Origin of the sequence: Mesorhizobium loti R88b (assembly GCF_013170845.1) — a bacterium.
Classification (GTDB): Bacteria; Pseudomonadota; Alphaproteobacteria; order Rhizobiales; family Rhizobiaceae; genus Mesorhizobium; species Mesorhizobium loti_B.
In genome coordinates this window covers 2,228,920-2,244,176 of sequence record NZ_CP033367.1, presented here as the reverse complement: position 1 = coordinate 2,244,176, position 15,257 = coordinate 2,228,920, and the positions used below count along the sequence as shown (strand labels likewise).

Here is a 15,257-nt window from a genome sequence, read left to right as displayed (position 1 = left end):
CCTCAGTCGACCCGCAGTCGATAGCCGACACCGGTCTCGGTGGTGATGTGGTGCGGCTGGTCGGGGGTCTTCTCGATCTTCTGCCTGAGCTGCCTCACATAGACCCTGAGATACTGCACATCGGTCGAGTCGCCCCAGATCTGCTTCAGGATGAAGTGGTGGGTCAGCACCTTGCCGGCATGCTGCACCAGGATGCGCAATATGTCGTATTCCTTCGGCGAGAGTTTTATCTCCTTGCCTTCGACCTTGACGATGCGTTTGACCAGATCGACGCTGAGGTCGCCGCTCTGGAATACAGGCTTTTCGCCCTGTTGCTGGAACTTGTGCCGCAGCGCCACGCGGATGCGCGCCACCAGTTCGTTCATACCGAACGGCTTGGTGACATAATCGTCGGCACCGAGTTCCAGGGCCTGGACAATGCCGGCCTCGTCGGTGCGGCTGGAGAGAATGACGACGGGAATGTCGAGGCCGTCGTCACGCCATTTGCGCAGAAGCTCATGGCCGCTCATGCCAGGCAGGCCGAGATCAAGCAGCACCAGATCCGGCTTTTCCTCGTCCATCAGCTCGATCGCCGCCTTGGCGTTCGGCGCCTCGCTGACCGCATAACCCTGGCTGCCGAGGCCGACCCGAAGCAGTTTGCGGATCGGTGGCTCGTCATCGACGACCAGTATCCTGACATTCGCGTTCGTCATGCCAAATCACCCACATCATTGTCGTCCGTCGTGGTGGAGCCGAAATCGGGCGGGTTCGTCGGCTTCGGCATCTTGATGGTGAAAACCGCGCCCGAACGGTCTGTTCGGTTTGCCGCTGTGATCGTACCGCCCATCGCCTCGATGAAACCGCGGCAGATAGACAGGCCGAGCCCGGTGCCGGCGCGAACCTGGTCGCGCTTGCGCACCCGGTAGAACGTGTCGAAAATCCGTTCCAGGTCACCGGGGGGAATGCCCCGCCCCTCGTCCATGATCTGCAGGATGACGGAATCATTGTCGGTCCAGCCCTGCACGCGGATCGTCGAGCCTGCCGGCGCGTATTTCGCGGCATTGTCGAGGAGGTTGAACAGCGCCTGCTCGAACAGGACGGGATCGACTTTCAACATCGGCAAATCCGAGGGGATATCCACCTCCGTCTTGTGCTCGCCGATGATTTTCCTGGCCCTCTGCAAGGCTGAGCCGACGATGTCGCCGACATAGTGGAAAGCGAAATTCGGCTCCATTGCGCCGGACTCGATCTTGGTCATGTCGAGCAGGTTGGCGATGAAACGGTTCAGCCGCTCGGATTCATCAAGCACGGTCGTCAGCAGCTCCGCCCGGTCCTCTTCGGGAAGTGCCGGCGCGAATTCCCGCAGCGTGCCGGCCGCGCCCATGATGGCGGCGAGCGGCGTCTTCAGATCGTGCGAGATGGAGGTCAGCAGCGCCGAGCGCAGCCGGTCCGCCTCGGCCAGGAGCTTGGCCCGGTCGACATCGGCTACCAGCTGGATGCGTTCGATGGCGACCGCTGCCTGGTCGGCCAGCGCGTCGAGCAGGCGCTGCTGTTCCGGCGTCAGCAGCGGGCCTTGCTTGTCATTGTCGAGGCCGACGACACCGATTGCAGTGCGCCCTGTCCGCAACGGAAGATAGAGGCGCTTGGCGCCAGGCAGCGTGTCTGCGCCGCGCCCCGCGGCGCGGTTATGCTCCCAGGCCCAGCGGGCAGCGGCGATGTCGGCCTCGGCCAGCGTGTCATCAGGCGGATAGCCGGCCTTGACGGTGATGGTGCCGTCTTCGGGCAGAAGCAACACCACCCGCAGCTTCAGCATCGAGGCGATCTGGAAAGCGGTGGCCCACAAAACGTCGTCGAGCGTGCCGGCACCGGCGAGCTTCTTGGAGAAGAGGTAGATATCCTCCGTGGCCCTTGCCCGTGAGCGGGCAGCGACGGCCTGGCGCTGCACGCGCACCGTCAGATTGCTGGCGATGACGGCGACGACCAGGAACACGCCGAGCGCGACGATGCTCTCCGGATCCCGGATCGTCAGCGTGTAGCGCGGCTCCAGGAAGAAATAGTTGAAGGCAAGGGCGCTGGCGAGACAGGCGTACAGAGCCGGCCATAGACCACCGGTCACCGCCGACGCCAGCACCCCGATAAGGAAGATGATCGCGAGGTTGCGAACATCGAGAAACTGGTCGAGCAGGACGGCGAAGGCGAGCGAGCCGGCGACATAGGCCGTGGCCAGGAGATAGGGCCAGATCTGGAATGGCGTCTGCTCGTCCGCGGTCCTGACGTTCCTCGACGTCGCCTCGGTGCTGCGTTCGGTTCCCGAAATGACATGGACGCTGATGTCGCCAGCGTTGCGGATCAGATCATAGGTCAGCGATCCCTCGATCAATTCGCGCCAGCGCGAGCGGGTCGGCCGGCCGACCACGATATGAGTGAAATTGTTCGCCGTCGCATAGCGCACGATATCCTGTGCCACATTCTGACCCGGAATGGTCGTCACCTCGGCACCAAGCTGCTGGGCGAGGCGCAGATTGTTTGCGAGCCGGTCCTTGTCCTCCTCGGGCATGCTGGCCGAGCGGGGACTGTCGACATGCAGTGCCGTCCACGGGGCACGCAGCCGGTCGGCCAGCCTGCGCGCATAGCGGATGCGGGCCGCGCCGCCCGGGCGCGCATCGAGGCAGACGAGGACCCTTTCCCCAGCCGCCCAGGGGCCCTGGATGGCATGGGACTGCATGTGATTGAGCAACTGCTCGTCGACGCGCTGCGCGGTGCGGCGCAGCGCCAATTCCCTGAGCGCCGTCAGGTTGCCGGGCGAAAAATAATTCTCGATGGCGCGCTGCGCGGTGTTGGGGAAGTAGACCTTGCCTTCCTCTAGCCGCTTGATCAGGTCGTCGGGGGTGAGATCGATGATCTCGACATCGTCGGCCTGGTCGATGACGGAGTCTGGAACCGTCTCGCGGACCCTGACCTTGGTGATCTGGGCCACGACATCGTTCAGGCTTTCGACGTGCTGGACGTTGAGCGTCGTATAGACATCGATGCCTTGCGTCAGGATTTCCTGGACGTCGAGGTAGCGCTTGGGATGGCGGCTGCCGGGCGCGTTGGTGTGGGCGAGTTCGTCGACGAGGACCAGCGCCGGGCACCGGGCAATGATGGCGTCGATATCCATCTCGTCGAGCATGCGCCCCTTGTAGTCGACCTTGCGGCGGGGAATGATTTCATAGCCCTCGACCAGAGCCTGGGTTTCCTTGCGCCCATGCGTCTCGACGACGCCGATCACCACATCGACGCCATCAGCCAGCCTGGCACGGCCCGACATCAGCATTTCGTAGGTCTTCCCGACACCGGGCGCCGCGCCAAGGAATATCCGCAGACGGCCGCGCCCCTCCCGCTCGGCATGCTCGAGCAGCGCGTCGGGGGAAGGCCTGTTTTCGTTGCTTCTGTCTTCCGGCATCAGGATCGATCATGGAGAGGTCCGGGGATACTGTCGATCCCCGGTCCTCGCCATCAACTATTTAGCGGCGTCCAGCGCCAGGTTGAGAGCCAGCACGTTGACCACCGGCTCTCCCATGAAGCCAAGCTCCCTGCCTTCGACCTGGCCGTCGACAAGCGCCTTGACCTTGGCTTCGTCGATACCCCTGGCCTTGGCGACGCGCGGAACCTGGAAATAAGCCGCTTCCGGGCTGACATGCGGATCGAGGCCGCTGCCCGACGTTGTCACCATGTCCATCGGCACCGCTGCGTTCGGGTTCTCCGCCTTCAGCTTCTCGGCATCACCCTTGATGCGGTCGATCAGCTTCGGATTGGTCGGGCCGAGATTGGAGCCGCTGGAGGCCGTGGAGTCGTAACCATTGCCGGCCGCGGAAGGCCTACCATGGAAATACTTGTCGCTGGCGAAGGCCTGGCCGATCAGCTCGGAGCCGATGACGGTTTTGTCCTTCACGATCAGGCTGCCATTGGCCTGGTGCGGAAACAGCGCCTGGGCGATGCCGGTCATGCCGATCGGATAGATCAGGCCGGTCAGGACCGTGAAGAAGACGATCATGATGATCGCGGGTCTTATCTGGGTGAGCATGGATCTGTTTCCTTAAGCGAGGCCGAGGGCGGTGACGACCATGTCGATCGCCTTGATGCCGACGAAGGGGACGATGATGCCGCCGAGGCCGTAGACCAGCAGGTTGCGGCTGAGCAGCGCGCCGGCGCCGATCGCACGATATTTGACGCCTTTCAGCGACAGCGGGATCAGCGCGATGATGATCAGCGCGTTGAAGATGATGGCCGACAGGATGGCGCTCTCCGGCGTCGCCAGATGCATGATGTTGAGCGCCTGCAGCGGGCCAGTGGTTTGTCCCGGCGCGACGTAGAAGACGGCGAACATGGCCGGGATGATGGCGAAGTACTTGGCCACGTCGTTGGCGATCGAGAAGGTCGTCAGCGAGCCGCGCGTCATCAGCAGGGCCTTGCCGATCTCGACGATCTCGATGAGCTTGGTCGGATCGCTGTCGAGATCGATCATGTTGCCGGCTTCGCGCGCGGCAACCGTGCCGGTGTTCATGGCGACGCCGACATCGGCCTGCGCAAGGGCTGGCGCATCGTTGGTGCCATCGCCGCACATGGCGACCAGCTTGCCCTTGGCCTGTTCGTCGCGGATCAGCTTCAGCTTGTCCTCGGGCGTCGCCTGGGCGAGGAAGTCGTCGACGCCGGCTTCCGCCGCGATCGCGGCCGCCGTCAGCGGATTGTCGCCGGTGATCATCACCGTGCGGATGCCCATGCGGCGCAGTTCCGTGAAGCGCTCGCTGATGCCGCCCTTGACGATGTCCTTGAGATGGACGACGCCGAGCAGGCGCCCGTCACGCTCGACTGCCAGCGGCGTGCCGCCCGACTTGGCGATCTCGTCGGCGACCGCCTGGAGATCCTTGACGGAATCGCTGCTTGGACGCGTGCCGTGGGCGGCAACCGTCGACTGGTTGACATGGGCAAGCACGGAATCGACCGCGCCCTTGCGCACCGACGAGCCGTCGACGTCGACACCACTCATGCGGGTCTGCGCGGTGAAGGGAACAAACGTTGCGTGCAGAGTTGCCATGTCGCGGGCGCGGATACCGTATTTCTCCTTGGCCAGGACGACGATCGAGCGGCCTTCGGGCGTTTCGTCGGCGAGCGAGGCGAGTTGCGCCGCGTCGGCCAGTTCCTGTTCGGTGACGCCCTTGACCGGACGGAATTCCGTCGCCTGGCGGTTGCCGAGCGTGATCGTGCCGGTCTTGTCGAGCAGCAGCGTGTCGACGTCGCCGGCCGCCTCGACGGCACGGCCCGACATGGCCAGCACGTTGAAGCGCACCAGGCGGTCCATGCCGGCAATGCCGATCGCCGACAGCAGTGCGCCGATCGTGGTCGGGATCAGGGTGACGAACAGCGCGACCAGCACGGTGACCGAGATATAGCCGCCCGAATAGGAGGCAAAGCTCGGGATCGTCGCCGTGGCCAGCACGAAGATCAGCGTCATGCCGACCAGCAGGATGTTGAGCGCGATCTCGTTCGGCGTCTTCTGGCGTTCGGCACCTTCGACCAGCGAGATCATGCGGTCGAGGAAGGTGTGGCCGGAGGCGGCCGTGATGCGCACGCGGATCCAGTCGGACAGCACCTGCGTACCGCCGGTGACAGCCGAGCGGTCGCCGCCGGATTCGCGGATGACGGGGGCCGACTCACCGGTGATCGCCGCCTCGTTGACCGAGGCGACGCCTTCGATCACTTCGCCGTCCGACGGGATGATGTCTCCGGCCTCGACCAGCACGATGTCACCGACCTTCAGGCTGGTGCCGGGCACCAGCTTGAACTTGGTCCTGTCCTCGCCGGCCAAAAGCTTGGCCTGGGTCTCGGTGCGCGCCTTGCGCAGCGAGTCGGCCTGGGCCTTGCCACGGCCTTCGGCGACCGCTTCGGCGAAATTGGCGAACAGCACGGTGAACCACAGCCAGATGATGATCTGCAGCGTGAACTTGAAATCGCCGCCACCGGTGATCAGATCCCTGACAAACAGGACGGTGGTCAGCGCCGAGACGACGGCGACGACGAACATCACCGGGTTCTTGATCAGGGTGCGCGGATTCAATTTCCTGAAGGCGCCGCCGATGGCGGGCCACAAGATGGCGGCATCCAGGATGCTCGCGGATTTGGACTGGCTCATTTGTTGGCTCCAGTATCTGAAATGTTGGCAGGCACCGATCGATCGGATGCCGAAGGAAGATGCGGCGGCCCATAGACCAGCAGCCAGATCACGATCATGACTGCCGCAATGCCGAGGAAGGTGGATACGGTCGGGAAAGGAGGGGGGATTGTCTCCCCCTCCCGGTCGGTCCGATGCTCAACGTTGCGTCGCATGTTTTTGAACCAGGACATGGCGGTATCAGAAGGTCTGCCCATGGATCATGGCCAGGTGTTCGACGATCGGTCCGATCGCCAGCGCCGGGAAGAAGGTCAGGCCGACGACGATCAGGATGACGCCGACCAGCAGGCCGACGAACAGCGGACCATCGGTCGGGAAGGTACCTGCGGAAGCAGGCACCGTCTTCTTCGTCGCCAGCGAGCCGGCGATGGCAAGCGCTGGAATGATAACGAAGAAGCGACCCATCCACATGGTGATACCGAGCGTGATGTTGTACCAGGGCGTGTTGCCGGAAAGACCACCAAAGGCCGAGCCGTTGTTCGCCGCCGCCGAAGTGTAGGCATAGAGAACTTCGGAGAAGCCGTGCGGACCGCCATTGGCCATCGAGGCCACGGCGCTTGGCAGCACGACCGCGATCGCTGTGAAGATCAGCATCGCCAGCGGCAGGCAGAGGATGGCGAGCATCGCCATCTTGACCTCCTTGGCCTCGATCTTCTTGCCGAGATATTCGGGCGTGCGGCCAACCATCAGGCCGGCGACAAAGACGGCAACGACGATGAACATGATGATGCCGTAGAAGCCGGCGCCAACGCCGCCGACGATGACTTCGCCAAGCTGCATGTTGACCATCGGGATCAGGCCGCCCAGCGCGGTGAACGAGTCATGCATCGCGTTGACAGCGCCGCACGACGCAGCCGTGGTGATGACCGCGAACAATGCCGAGAGCGAGATGCCGAAGCGGGTCTCCTTGCCTTCCATGTTGCCGCCGTCGATGCCGAGCGCGTGGACAAGCGGATTGCCTGATGCTTCCGACCAGTAACAGATGGCGACGCCGGCGATGAACAGCACGCCCATCGAGGCCAGGATCGCCCAGCCCTGGCGCTGGTTGCCGACCATGCGACCGAAGACGTTGGTCAGCGAAGCACCGAGCGCGAAGATCGTGACCATCTGGATGAAGTTGGAGATCGCGTCGGGGTTTTCGAAAGGATGCGCGGCATTGGCGTTGAAGAAGCCGCCGCCATTGGTGCCCAGCATCTTGATGGCGACCTGCGAAGCGACCGGGCCGAGAGCGATGGTCTGCTTGGCGCCTTCGAGCGTGGTGGCGTCGACATAGGGGCCGAGCGTCTGCGGCATGCCGAGCCAGACATAGACAAGCGTGAGCACGATGGAGAGCGGCAACACGATGTAGAGTGTGCAGCGGGTGATATCGACCCAGAAATTGCCGATCGACTTGACCGAATGCCGGGCGAAGCCGCGGATCAGCGCCACCGCGATGGCGACGCCGACCGCTGCGGACATGAAATTCTGCACGGTCAGACCGGCCATCTGCACGAGGTAGGACATCGTGCTTTCGCCGCCATAGTTCTGCCAGTTGGTGTTGGTCACGAAGCTGACGGCGGTGTTGAAGGCGAGGTTCTGCTCAACGGCGGGCATGCCGGCCGGATTGTAGGGCAGGACGCCCTGCAGGCGCTGCAAGGTATAGAGCGCCAGGAAGCTGGCCAGGCTGAAGAACATGATGCCTGCCGCATAGGCGGTCCAGTGCTGTTCCTCGCGCTCGCTGGTTCCCGAAATGCGATAAAGGGCCCGTTCGACGGGCCCAAGGATTGGCGAGAGAAATGTGCGATCGCCGTTGAAAACGCGGTACATATAGCCGCCGAGCGGCTTCACCAGCAGAACGACGACCACGCAGTAGGCGAGGATCTGTATCCATCCGTAGAGAGTCATGGCTGTAGCTTTCCGTGCCTTGCTGTTGCCGTCAGAAGCGTTCTGGGCGAACGAGGGCGTATGTCAGGTAGGCGAGCAGGAACAGAGTCACGCCGCCGCCGAGGATATAGTCGAGAAGCATTTTGCGATCCTCCGGCTTAAAGAATGTCGCAGACTTTGATGTAGGCGATAGAGAGGACGAAAAAAAAAATCTCTAACCCGAGAACGACGATATCCATCGTACATGTTCCTTATCTTCGTTTTATTTGCGCTTTGCATTGCAAGCCTGCAGTTAGCAGGCCGAAATCCATATGGAACCACTCCGTCACGATAGATCATCGTAACCGAGCTGCCTGTTCCCTGGAGAATATGGACCCGATCGCCATAAAGGTTCGAGACGGCGCGGGGTGGAAAGAAATAGGAATTTTATAAAGATTTTGCCGGACGGCTCCTCGGTGGTCGCTCATTGGCCGAGCCACCGGAACAAATCTTTCCATGCGAGATTGTCGACCTGAGGGACCACCTAAAGGAGATGACGATGGCAAAACAGAAAATGCTCGACGACCTGTTTCACGACACGCTGAAGGACATCTATTTCGCCGAAAAGAAGATATTGGCGACGCTGCCGAAAATGGCCAAGGCCGCGCAAAGCGCCGAGCTGAAGGCCGCTTTCGAAAAGCACCGCACCGAAACCGAAGGCCATGTCGCGAGACTGGAGAAGGTTTTTGGCGTCATCGGCAAGAAGCCGGTGGGCAAGACCTGTGCGGCCATCATGGGCATCACCGAGGAAGGTGCCGAGATCATGGAAGAGTACAAGGGTTCGCCCGCGCTCGATGCAGGCCTGCTCGCCGCCGCGCAAGCCGTCGAACACTATGAAATCTCGCGGTACGGCACGCTCAGGACATGGGCCGGCGAACTCGGCCTGAATGAGGCTGTGGCACTTCTCGAAGCCACGCTGAAGGAAGAGAAAGCTACGGACCAGGCGCTGACCACGATCGCGGAGTCGGCTGTCAACGTCGCGGCCGAAGCGGCGTAAGTCTTCACGCACGGGATCAGGGGGCCGCGTCAGGAATACCTAACGTGGCTCCCGCATCATGCTGAGATAGGTTGGGTCGAACTCTGCTATCTCTTGGAGCTTGTGCCAGTCGAGAATTGTCACCGTGTGGTTTGCCCAGCTGACGACGCCGACCTTGCGCAAGGCGCCGATGACACGGTTCATGTGCACCACCGACAGGCCGAGGACGTCGGCCATTTCGGCTTGCGAGAGCGGCAGATGGAAGCTCATGGCGTTGGTCCGCTGCACCACCTGCAAGCGCACGAAAAGCTCACAGACGAGATGGGCCAGATGCGAGGTCTTGGAGCGCCGCCCCATGGCGACGATCCATTCGCGGTGGATGGCGCCATCGACCAGCGTGTCCAGCCACAGCAGCCGGGTCAGATGCGGCGCCTGCTCGGTGATGGCGCGAAGCCGGCCGTGATCGGCGAACATGACATGACAGGGCGACAAAGCGACAATGCCGTGATCCATGGTCTTCAGCAGGAAGGCGTGGAGATCGACGAAGTCGCCGGGCACCTGCAGTGAAGTGAACTGCCGGCCGCCATTCTCCAGCACCTTGTAGCGCGCCGCCAGTCCGTCGAGAATCAATGTCGAGTAGGTCGGCCGCGATCCCGATGCAACGATGTCCTGGCCGGTGGCGAAATGCCGCTCGAAGGTCATGGCGCCGGCCAGCAGCGCTTTCTCGGCGTCGGACAGCGCGTCGTGCTGACCCAAGTTCAGATAAAGCGATTCAAGCACGGCAACCTCCGGCGAAAGGGCTTCAGGGGCCGACCCCCAAGTGTTTCTGTCGGAAGCAAGGCGGCTTTGCATGAACTAGGCCCTTGGCTGCTCATGGGCATTAACATTTGTTGGACCCGCTTGTTCCACGGCAAATGCCACCGTTGGTGGAACAACTGCCCGGCCCGCGAATTGTCGGTTGAATATCTCGCCATTTCATCAGTTTGAGGTCCAGCCCACCATGCCTCGATATTTTCTTGACCTCTACAATGGCGACGGTCTGACGGTCGATGATGACGGCCAGGTCTTCGAAACGCGCGAACGCATGCGGCGCGAAGCGATCCGCATCCTGCCCGACATCGTCCGCGACGAGATCATCGAAAACGACCACACCGCGATCACCGTCAAGGTACGCGACGAGGACGGGCGCCAGATCTTTGAGGCCTCGCTCGTCGTGTCTTCGGGGTGGTGCGACTGACGATCCACTACGGGGCATCGCGGATAAGATTTCCGAACCATCATTTGTAATAGCAGGCCTTGCTCCCGCGCTGCATCCTGCGCGGCGGTAGGAAGGCCAAAGCGGGCGCTGGTGAAACCGGCGCGACAAAAGATGGAGTGAAGCCCATGACCCGCGCGAAAGTCGATACGCACCGGGACGAACGCGCCAAGCGTGAATCGCAGATCGTGATTGATGCCGAGCGCAAGGCCCGCGAAGAAAAGACAGCGAAGCTGAGAGCACTGCGCCTCGCCGCGCAACCGAACGATGAAGCCCCGGCGAACTCCAGCAAGCTGCGCGGGAACCAGCGTTCGACAGCTCGAGCCAGCCCGCAAAGCAGATGATCAACTGATCACGTCATCCGCCTTGGCCGAAACGCCGGGCATTTTTTGCAGGTGGCTTAAGATGAAAGCCCGGCTCGGGAGAGCCGGGCTTTCTGTGGTGGCCGCTGTAGAGCTGGTCATCACGATGGGGTGAGGAGGCATCAATTCTCAGGCGGCGTAGCCGCCGTAGCCACGGGCAACGGCGTGGACGCCCACGGCCGGCTCGAGGTCCGGCCACAAGATGCCCGAAGCCTGCGCGAATTCGACCAGCGCCTGGCGCGCTTGCTCTGTCGTGACGTAGCCCGGAATAGCGAGATCGCATGCCTTCACCGCGTTGCGGTAGAGCGGACCACGCCGCGCGGTCGTCCAATTGGTCAGGAAATCGTGCATTTCGGCCAGCGAGGCAATCTCGCGCTTGAAGCCCAGGCCGACGGTGAGTGCGACCGGTGAATGAAACAGCTTGTCGTGCATGAAGCAGGCTCCTGATTATCGCAGCGCCAGGAGAGATATCCGGGCTGGTCCACGGACGGGACGCCGTGAAACGCGCGGCGGGCCAGGAGGTTCCACGAGGCCAGCGTTTCTCGGTGAAATGTTCCGGAACTGTTTCAGCGTATGCTAATTGAACCGCGCGGTTTTGCGAGTGTGCACGTGCCGGTTGGCGGGCTTTTGAATATTAGGCTAATCTATGATAATGGTGATTGCTAACAGCAATTTGACTATAAGAAGAGGGGTAGAAACGCTTGAATCGAATTGTAGTAACCGTCATCGCCGCCATCTGCTTCACAATTTCGGCTGCTTCAGCCGGACAGGAAGAGAAAAACATCAATTACTTGGCACGTATGGCAGATGGCAAATTGCATCGGGCTGCAGAAATTTTAGGTAAGATCTATGGTGTATTGAAAAGGTGCCCGGCGCTGAGCCCAAGCGAAAGTGGAAAAGCCATGATGGCTGTGTCCATCCTTTTGTACCACGGGCTCGATAAACACTTGGCACCTAATCCAGCTAAATTCGAGAGGGCTATCCGCGTGTTTGAAGGCGCCTACCGTAAGGCGGCTCTGAGCAAGGTTGATTGCCAGGCCGAGAAGGCCAAGGACCGAGATAGTTACCGGTAGACGTCTGCCTTGGACGCTCTTAGTCCTGTCGAGATGATGCGCTGTCGGACTACATCAGATGCCCGGTCCACCAACCATGGCTGCTGACGCGGATCAGCAGCACGCCGATGCCGGAGGCCATCGCCGCCCAGTAGAGCGGCGCTTAGATTATCAGAACGGCTCGATGCCAAAATCATCCCGTTGCCGATCCGCCGGCAAGCGCTCGTAATCCAACGGTGCCCGTAAATCGACACGAGCCTGTGCGCGACCAACTTCTTCGCCAAATTTATAGGCGACGAACAAGGCACCAATTCGGACCAGCCAACGAAGCATGAGCGTCTCCTCCGACGAGAGAAACCCCGTGACCCGAAGGTTTGTTCCGCGTGCTATATCTTTGGGAATGAGGAGATCCGAGCAGGAGGCCGACATGAGGATCAGAACCACAACTCACAACCACCCCGGAGAAGCTGGCGTCATTCTGCTGGACCAGCCCATACAGAATCTGATCGTGGCCACCGATATTCGCGATGGTACGACGACGCTGTTCGGAACCGCCAGCCTGCAGGCCACATATTCCGGCCAGTACGACATCAGGGTCGAACTAACGCCAGCGGAATTGACGCAGGTTTATGGATTACTGGTCAAAAACCTGCTTGAGGAAATTCAAGAGCTTAAGAAGACTCAGAATTCCTGACGCGTGGAAGAGACCCACCTGTTCACTGGCCATGCCTATTGCAAACGCCGGCGCGCCGGATATCCCGCGGCACGCCGTTCTAGTGATTTTAATGAAAATTGGCGGAGAGAGCGACAGCCATATTGCTGTCTCATGTCGTCTCAATCAATGAAAATCATAAGGCAATATCAATGCTTTAATCTAAATGGCTGTCTCGCGCCGTTGCACTCCGCATCATCCAATGCCATTATTTTTGGCGGGTAAGATAATGGGATAGAGAAATGCCGAAGATCGCGAAGGAACTTTCAGCACTAGCCGTCAAGAACTTGAAACACCCCGGATCGACCACACCGGGCAACGCTGTGTTTGCTGTCGGCGGTGTTGCCGGGCTCATGCTCCAAATCACGCCGGGCAGCGGCCGGTCATGGCTATTGCGCACAACAAACGTAAATGGCCGGCGTTGCGAAATGGGTCTTGGCGGGCATGACGTATCATTGGGCGAAGCCCGCGAGCGGGCGAGGGCGACCAAAGACAAAATCCGCAACGGCATCAATCCGCTTCAAGAGAAGCGCGAGCGTCGCAAAGCCGCGATCGAGGCCGCAAAGCGCCATCTCACATTCCGCGATGCCGTTGACAAATTCCTTGTCGACACGCTGGCGGAATTCAGGAACGAAAAGCATCGGAAGCAATGGCAATCCACGCTGGACAACTATGCAATGCCCGTCATCGGCAATCTTGCCGTTTCCGAAGTCACCAAACATCACATGGTCGAAATCCTTAAGCCGATCTGGACGACCAAGACGGAGACGGCCACGCGTTTGCGGCAACGTTGCGAACGCGTGCTTGATTGGGCAAAGGCACACGGACACCGCGAGGGCGACAATCCGGCACAGTGGAAGGGCAATCTCAATGCCATGTTGTCCAAGCCAAGCAAGGTTGCGACAGTCGATAATCAGCCCGCCGTTCAGTTGAAAGACGCGCCCACGTGGTTCGCAGCATTGCGCAAACGCGAAGGCACGGGTGCACGGGCATTGGAATTCGCGACACTGACCGCTGCGCGATCAGGTGAAGTGCGCGGTTTGGAATGGTCGGAAATCGATTGGAACGACAAATTGTGGACAGTGCCGGCGTCGCGAATGAAAATGAAGCGCCCGCACGTTGTGGCGCTATCCGATGCGGCAATGACAATCCTAACTGCTATGAAAGAGGCTGCGACCGCCGACACAAAATATGTGTTTCCGGCGATCCGCGGCGGCATGCTCTCCGACATGACGTTGAGTGCGACCATGAGACGGATGCACGAAAACGAGATCGAGGCGGGCCGCACGGGCTGGCTCGACAAGAACTCGAAGCGTCCAGCCGTGCCCCATGGGCTGCGGTCAACGTTTTCGGATTGGGCAGGGGAGTTGTCAGATTATCCAAGAGACATGCGGGAATTTGCGCTCGCCCATGCCATCAACAGCGACGTTGAGGCCGCATATCGGCGTGAAACCATGATTGAGAAGCGCCGCGCCATGATGAGCGATTGGACCGCATTTTTGCAGAGCGGGAAAACGCCAAGCTCTATGACGTGAGCTTTGGCAACGCGGTTCGCAAAGCCGTAATCGGCGACGCAGCCGAATTGGTTGATTTGCTGCATTCGGATAGCAAACGTGCGCTGTTAGGCGATCTAGTTGAAGAACTCGCATCACGTCCACAGGTCAAGAACGTGCTCCTACGTACTTTCGGAACGCCGTGACAAGCGCACACCGACACCACCGCCATTTTCAGGGATGAACTCGATGCCGGCATTCTCAAGCGTTTTTTGGAGGAGGTATCGCGTTCCAGTTTGAGGAACAGAACGGTCGTTCTCGAAATTGCGAATGGTAACAGCACTCGCGCCGGAGCGGGCGGCGAGATCCTCTTGCGTCCATTTCAACAGCGCTCGTGCGGCGCGACATTGAGAAGAATCCATTCCGCAAACTGGTGATAACTCCCGAAAATCGCAAGCCTTTTCGGAAAACGTTGACAGTGGCTTTCTAAAAACTGATAATCCTTTCGTTTTTAGAAAGCAGCCGCATCGAATGCGCGAACACTCGACGCGGCCTCACCACAACCCAGCTGTTAGGAGCTCGGATCATGGCTGATTCCGACAATAGCATGAGTGCGTTTTTCGTCACCCGGCGGCGCTTGCTGGCGGGCACGGCCACGGCCGCGGCGGCATGGCCCTTCCATGGAAAGTCTCGGGCCGCCGAACTGACGGACGGTAGCTGCGCGGCCGATCCTGCTCTTCGTCTGTGTGGGAACTGGCAAAAGATCCACGATGAGACACTGTCGTTGTGCCGCGAACAGCAGCGGTTGGAGACACACCTCGCCAGGACGATCGGCTTTCCCTGCGCCAGGGTGCGGCTTGCCGATGGTAGGGACGTGACGCTCCATTCCATCGAGAGCTTGAACGTTGCCTACTCTCCTGAAAACGAAGTCGAATGGGGCAGGGCGCTTGCGGATTTCGCGGCACACCAGGCGCGCTGGGACGCTGCTGATGCTGAGATCGGCTATACGAGAGCAGACGAACTTATCCGGCAATCGGAAACAGCCGAAAGCGCGCTTCTGGATGATCTACCGCAGACAGCGGCCACGTCCATCGAAGGCATTTTGGCCAAGCTCAAGGTCGTCCTGCGTGACGGTGAGCACTGGGAACATCCAGACGATTTCCCCTGGCCGCATATCCGATCTGTGCTGGATGACCTCGCCCGCCACCATAAATATCGATCCGGCGATGATCTTGATCGATCGGGCAATCGTTAGCCGACGGACCTTATAGGCGGTGAGGATGCAGCCTGCTTCGAAGAAAGCCGGATCGGAGGC

18 protein-coding genes are annotated in these 15,257 nt (G+C 60.6%); 7 read left to right on the top strand and 11 right to left on the bottom strand.

Features of this window, described 5'->3' with window-relative positions:
* Positions 1-2: 2 nt before the first annotated feature.
* From EB235_RS10935 to kdpF, 7 genes are read right to left on the bottom strand one after another with little or no spacing between them, the layout of a single operon-like run.
* On the bottom strand, positions 3-692 hold the full coding sequence (locus EB235_RS10935; protein ID WP_027030969.1) for a response regulator transcription factor: 690 nt from the start codon (positions 690-692) through the stop codon (positions 3-5).
* The gene (locus tag EB235_RS10930; protein WP_027030970.1) at positions 689-3,424 is read right to left on the bottom strand and encodes a sensor histidine kinase; all 2,736 of its coding nucleotides are present in this window, start codon (positions 3,422-3,424) and stop codon (positions 689-691) included. The genes EB235_RS10935 and EB235_RS10930 overlap by 4 nt, the downstream gene beginning before the upstream one ends.
* Positions 3,425-3,481: 57 nt before the next feature.
* Positions 3,482-4,045 (bottom strand): potassium-transporting ATPase subunit KdpC, encoded by a 564-nt coding sequence (gene kdpC / locus EB235_RS10925; protein ID WP_027030971.1) that lies wholly within the window; start codon positions 4,043-4,045, stop codon positions 3,482-3,484.
* Positions 4,046-4,057: 12 nt separating this feature from the next.
* Complete coding sequence (kdpB, locus tag EB235_RS10920; protein ID WP_027030972.1) at positions 4,058-6,151, bottom strand: potassium-transporting ATPase subunit KdpB; 2,094 nt, start codon at positions 6,149-6,151, stop codon at positions 4,058-4,060.
* Entirely contained in the window at positions 6,148-6,363 is a 216-nt protein-coding gene (locus EB235_RS10915) for a hypothetical protein (protein ID WP_027030973.1), read from the bottom strand. Before EB235_RS10915 ends, kdpB begins: the two co-directional genes overlap by 4 nt.
* Before the next feature lie 7 nt (positions 6,364-6,370).
* Positions 6,371-8,074: a potassium-transporting ATPase subunit KdpA gene (kdpA, locus tag EB235_RS10910; RefSeq protein WP_027030974.1), complete on the bottom strand. Its 1,704-nt coding sequence runs from the start codon at positions 8,072-8,074 to the stop codon at positions 6,371-6,373.
* 31 nt (positions 8,075-8,105) lie between these two features.
* Positions 8,106-8,195, bottom strand: a complete 90-nt coding sequence (gene kdpF / locus EB235_RS10905; RefSeq protein WP_032918612.1) for a K(+)-transporting ATPase subunit F — start codon at positions 8,193-8,195, stop codon at positions 8,106-8,108.
* A 396-nt stretch (positions 8,196-8,591) separates the two neighbouring features.
* Here kdpF and EB235_RS10900 point away from each other — a divergent pair, with 396 nt between their 5' ends.
* Entirely contained in the window at positions 8,592-9,089 is a 498-nt protein-coding gene (locus EB235_RS10900; protein ID WP_027030975.1) for a ferritin-like domain-containing protein, read from the top strand.
* Between the two features lie 39 nt (positions 9,090-9,128).
* Here the strand turns inward: EB235_RS10900 and EB235_RS10895 are convergent, their stop codons facing one another.
* Positions 9,129-9,848 (bottom strand): Crp/Fnr family transcriptional regulator, encoded by a 720-nt coding sequence (locus EB235_RS10895; RefSeq protein ID WP_027030976.1) that lies wholly within the window; start codon positions 9,846-9,848, stop codon positions 9,129-9,131.
* Between the two features lie 220 nt (positions 9,849-10,068).
* On the opposite strand from EB235_RS10895, the gene EB235_RS10890 reads away from it, so the two are divergent.
* Positions 10,069-10,305 carry a DUF6894 family protein gene (locus EB235_RS10890; RefSeq protein ID WP_027030977.1) on the top strand — a complete coding sequence of 79 codons (237 nt, stop codon included), beginning with the start codon at positions 10,069-10,071 and terminating at the stop codon, positions 10,303-10,305.
* A 146-nt stretch (positions 10,306-10,451) separates the two neighbouring features.
* Positions 10,452-10,667, top strand: a complete 216-nt coding sequence (locus EB235_RS10885) for a hypothetical protein (RefSeq protein ID WP_027030978.1) — start codon at positions 10,452-10,454, stop codon at positions 10,665-10,667.
* Between the two features lie 147 nt (positions 10,668-10,814).
* Here EB235_RS10885 and EB235_RS10880 read toward each other — a convergent pair whose 3' ends face one another.
* Positions 10,815-11,117 (bottom strand): DUF982 domain-containing protein, encoded by a 303-nt coding sequence (locus EB235_RS10880; protein ID WP_027030979.1) that lies wholly within the window; start codon positions 11,115-11,117, stop codon positions 10,815-10,817.
* A 269-nt stretch (positions 11,118-11,386) separates the two neighbouring features.
* Here EB235_RS10880 and EB235_RS10875 point away from each other — a divergent pair, with 269 nt between their 5' ends.
* The gene (locus tag EB235_RS10875) at positions 11,387-11,758 is read left to right on the top strand and encodes a hypothetical protein (RefSeq protein WP_027030980.1); all 372 of its coding nucleotides are present in this window, start codon (positions 11,387-11,389) and stop codon (positions 11,756-11,758) included.
* Between the two features lie 150 nt (positions 11,759-11,908).
* On the opposite strand, the gene EB235_RS10870 is transcribed toward EB235_RS10875, so the two are convergent.
* A complete protein-coding gene (locus EB235_RS10870) occupies positions 11,909-12,070 on the bottom strand; it encodes a hypothetical protein (protein ID WP_080681044.1) in 162 nt (53 codons plus the stop codon).
* A 94-nt stretch (positions 12,071-12,164) separates the two neighbouring features.
* Here EB235_RS10870 and EB235_RS10865 point away from each other — a divergent pair, with 94 nt between their 5' ends.
* A complete protein-coding gene (locus EB235_RS10865) occupies positions 12,165-12,431 on the top strand; it encodes a hypothetical protein (protein WP_080680826.1) in 267 nt (88 codons plus the stop codon).
* 260 nt (positions 12,432-12,691) lie between these two features.
* Entirely contained in the window at positions 12,692-13,984 is a 1,293-nt protein-coding gene (locus tag EB235_RS10860; protein ID WP_027030982.1) for a tyrosine-type recombinase/integrase, read from the top strand.
* A 140-nt stretch (positions 13,985-14,124) separates the two neighbouring features.
* Here the strand turns inward: EB235_RS10860 and EB235_RS10855 are convergent, their stop codons facing one another.
* Entirely contained in the window at positions 14,125-14,328 is a 204-nt protein-coding gene (locus EB235_RS10855) for a helix-turn-helix domain-containing protein (RefSeq protein ID WP_245268825.1), read from the bottom strand.
* Positions 14,329-14,528: 200 nt separating this feature from the next.
* On the opposite strand from EB235_RS10855, the gene EB235_RS10850 reads away from it, so the two are divergent.
* Entirely contained in the window at positions 14,529-15,197 is a 669-nt protein-coding gene (locus EB235_RS10850) for a hypothetical protein (RefSeq protein WP_051429676.1), read from the top strand.
* Positions 15,198-15,257 lie beyond the last annotated feature (60 nt).

Bases quoted from the DNA above. Each gene is read 5' to 3' on its own strand.
- EB235_RS10935 (WP_027030969.1), bottom strand. From the start codon at position 692: ATGACGAACGCGAATGTCAGGATACTGGTCGTCGATGACGAGCCACCG.
- kdpF (WP_032918612.1), bottom strand. From the start codon at position 8,195: ATGCTTCTCGACTATATCCTCGGCGGCGGCGTGACTCTGTTCCTGCTC.
- EB235_RS10880 (WP_027030979.1), bottom strand. From the start codon at position 11,117: ATGCACGACAAGCTGTTTCATTCACCGGTCGCACTCACCGTCGGCCTG.
- EB235_RS10850 (WP_051429676.1), top strand. From the start codon at position 14,529: ATGGCTGATTCCGACAATAGCATGAGTGCGTTTTTCGTCACCCGGCGG.
- EB235_RS10930 (WP_027030970.1), bottom strand. From the start codon at position 3,424: ATGCCGGAAGACAGAAGCAACGAAAACAGGCCTTCCCCCGACGCGCTG.
- kdpB (WP_027030972.1), bottom strand. From the start codon at position 6,151: ATGAGCCAGTCCAAATCCGCGAGCATCCTGGATGCCGCCATCTTGTGG.
- EB235_RS10870 (WP_080681044.1), bottom strand. From the start codon at position 12,070: ATGCTTCGTTGGCTGGTCCGAATTGGTGCCTTGTTCGTCGCCTATAAA.
- EB235_RS10885 (WP_027030978.1), top strand. From the start codon at position 10,452: ATGACCCGCGCGAAAGTCGATACGCACCGGGACGAACGCGCCAAGCGT.
- EB235_RS10890 (WP_027030977.1), top strand. From the start codon at position 10,069: ATGCCTCGATATTTTCTTGACCTCTACAATGGCGACGGTCTGACGGTC.
- kdpA (WP_027030974.1), bottom strand. From the start codon at position 8,074: ATGACTCTCTACGGATGGATACAGATCCTCGCCTACTGCGTGGTCGTC.
- kdpC (WP_027030971.1), bottom strand. From the start codon at position 4,045: ATGCTCACCCAGATAAGACCCGCGATCATCATGATCGTCTTCTTCACG.
- EB235_RS10915 (WP_027030973.1), bottom strand. From the start codon at position 6,363: ATGTCCTGGTTCAAAAACATGCGACGCAACGTTGAGCATCGGACCGAC.
- EB235_RS10900 (WP_027030975.1), top strand. From the start codon at position 8,592: ATGGCAAAACAGAAAATGCTCGACGACCTGTTTCACGACACGCTGAAG.
- EB235_RS10860 (WP_027030982.1), top strand. From the start codon at position 12,692: ATGCCGAAGATCGCGAAGGAACTTTCAGCACTAGCCGTCAAGAACTTG.
- EB235_RS10865 (WP_080680826.1), top strand. From the start codon at position 12,165: ATGAGGATCAGAACCACAACTCACAACCACCCCGGAGAAGCTGGCGTC.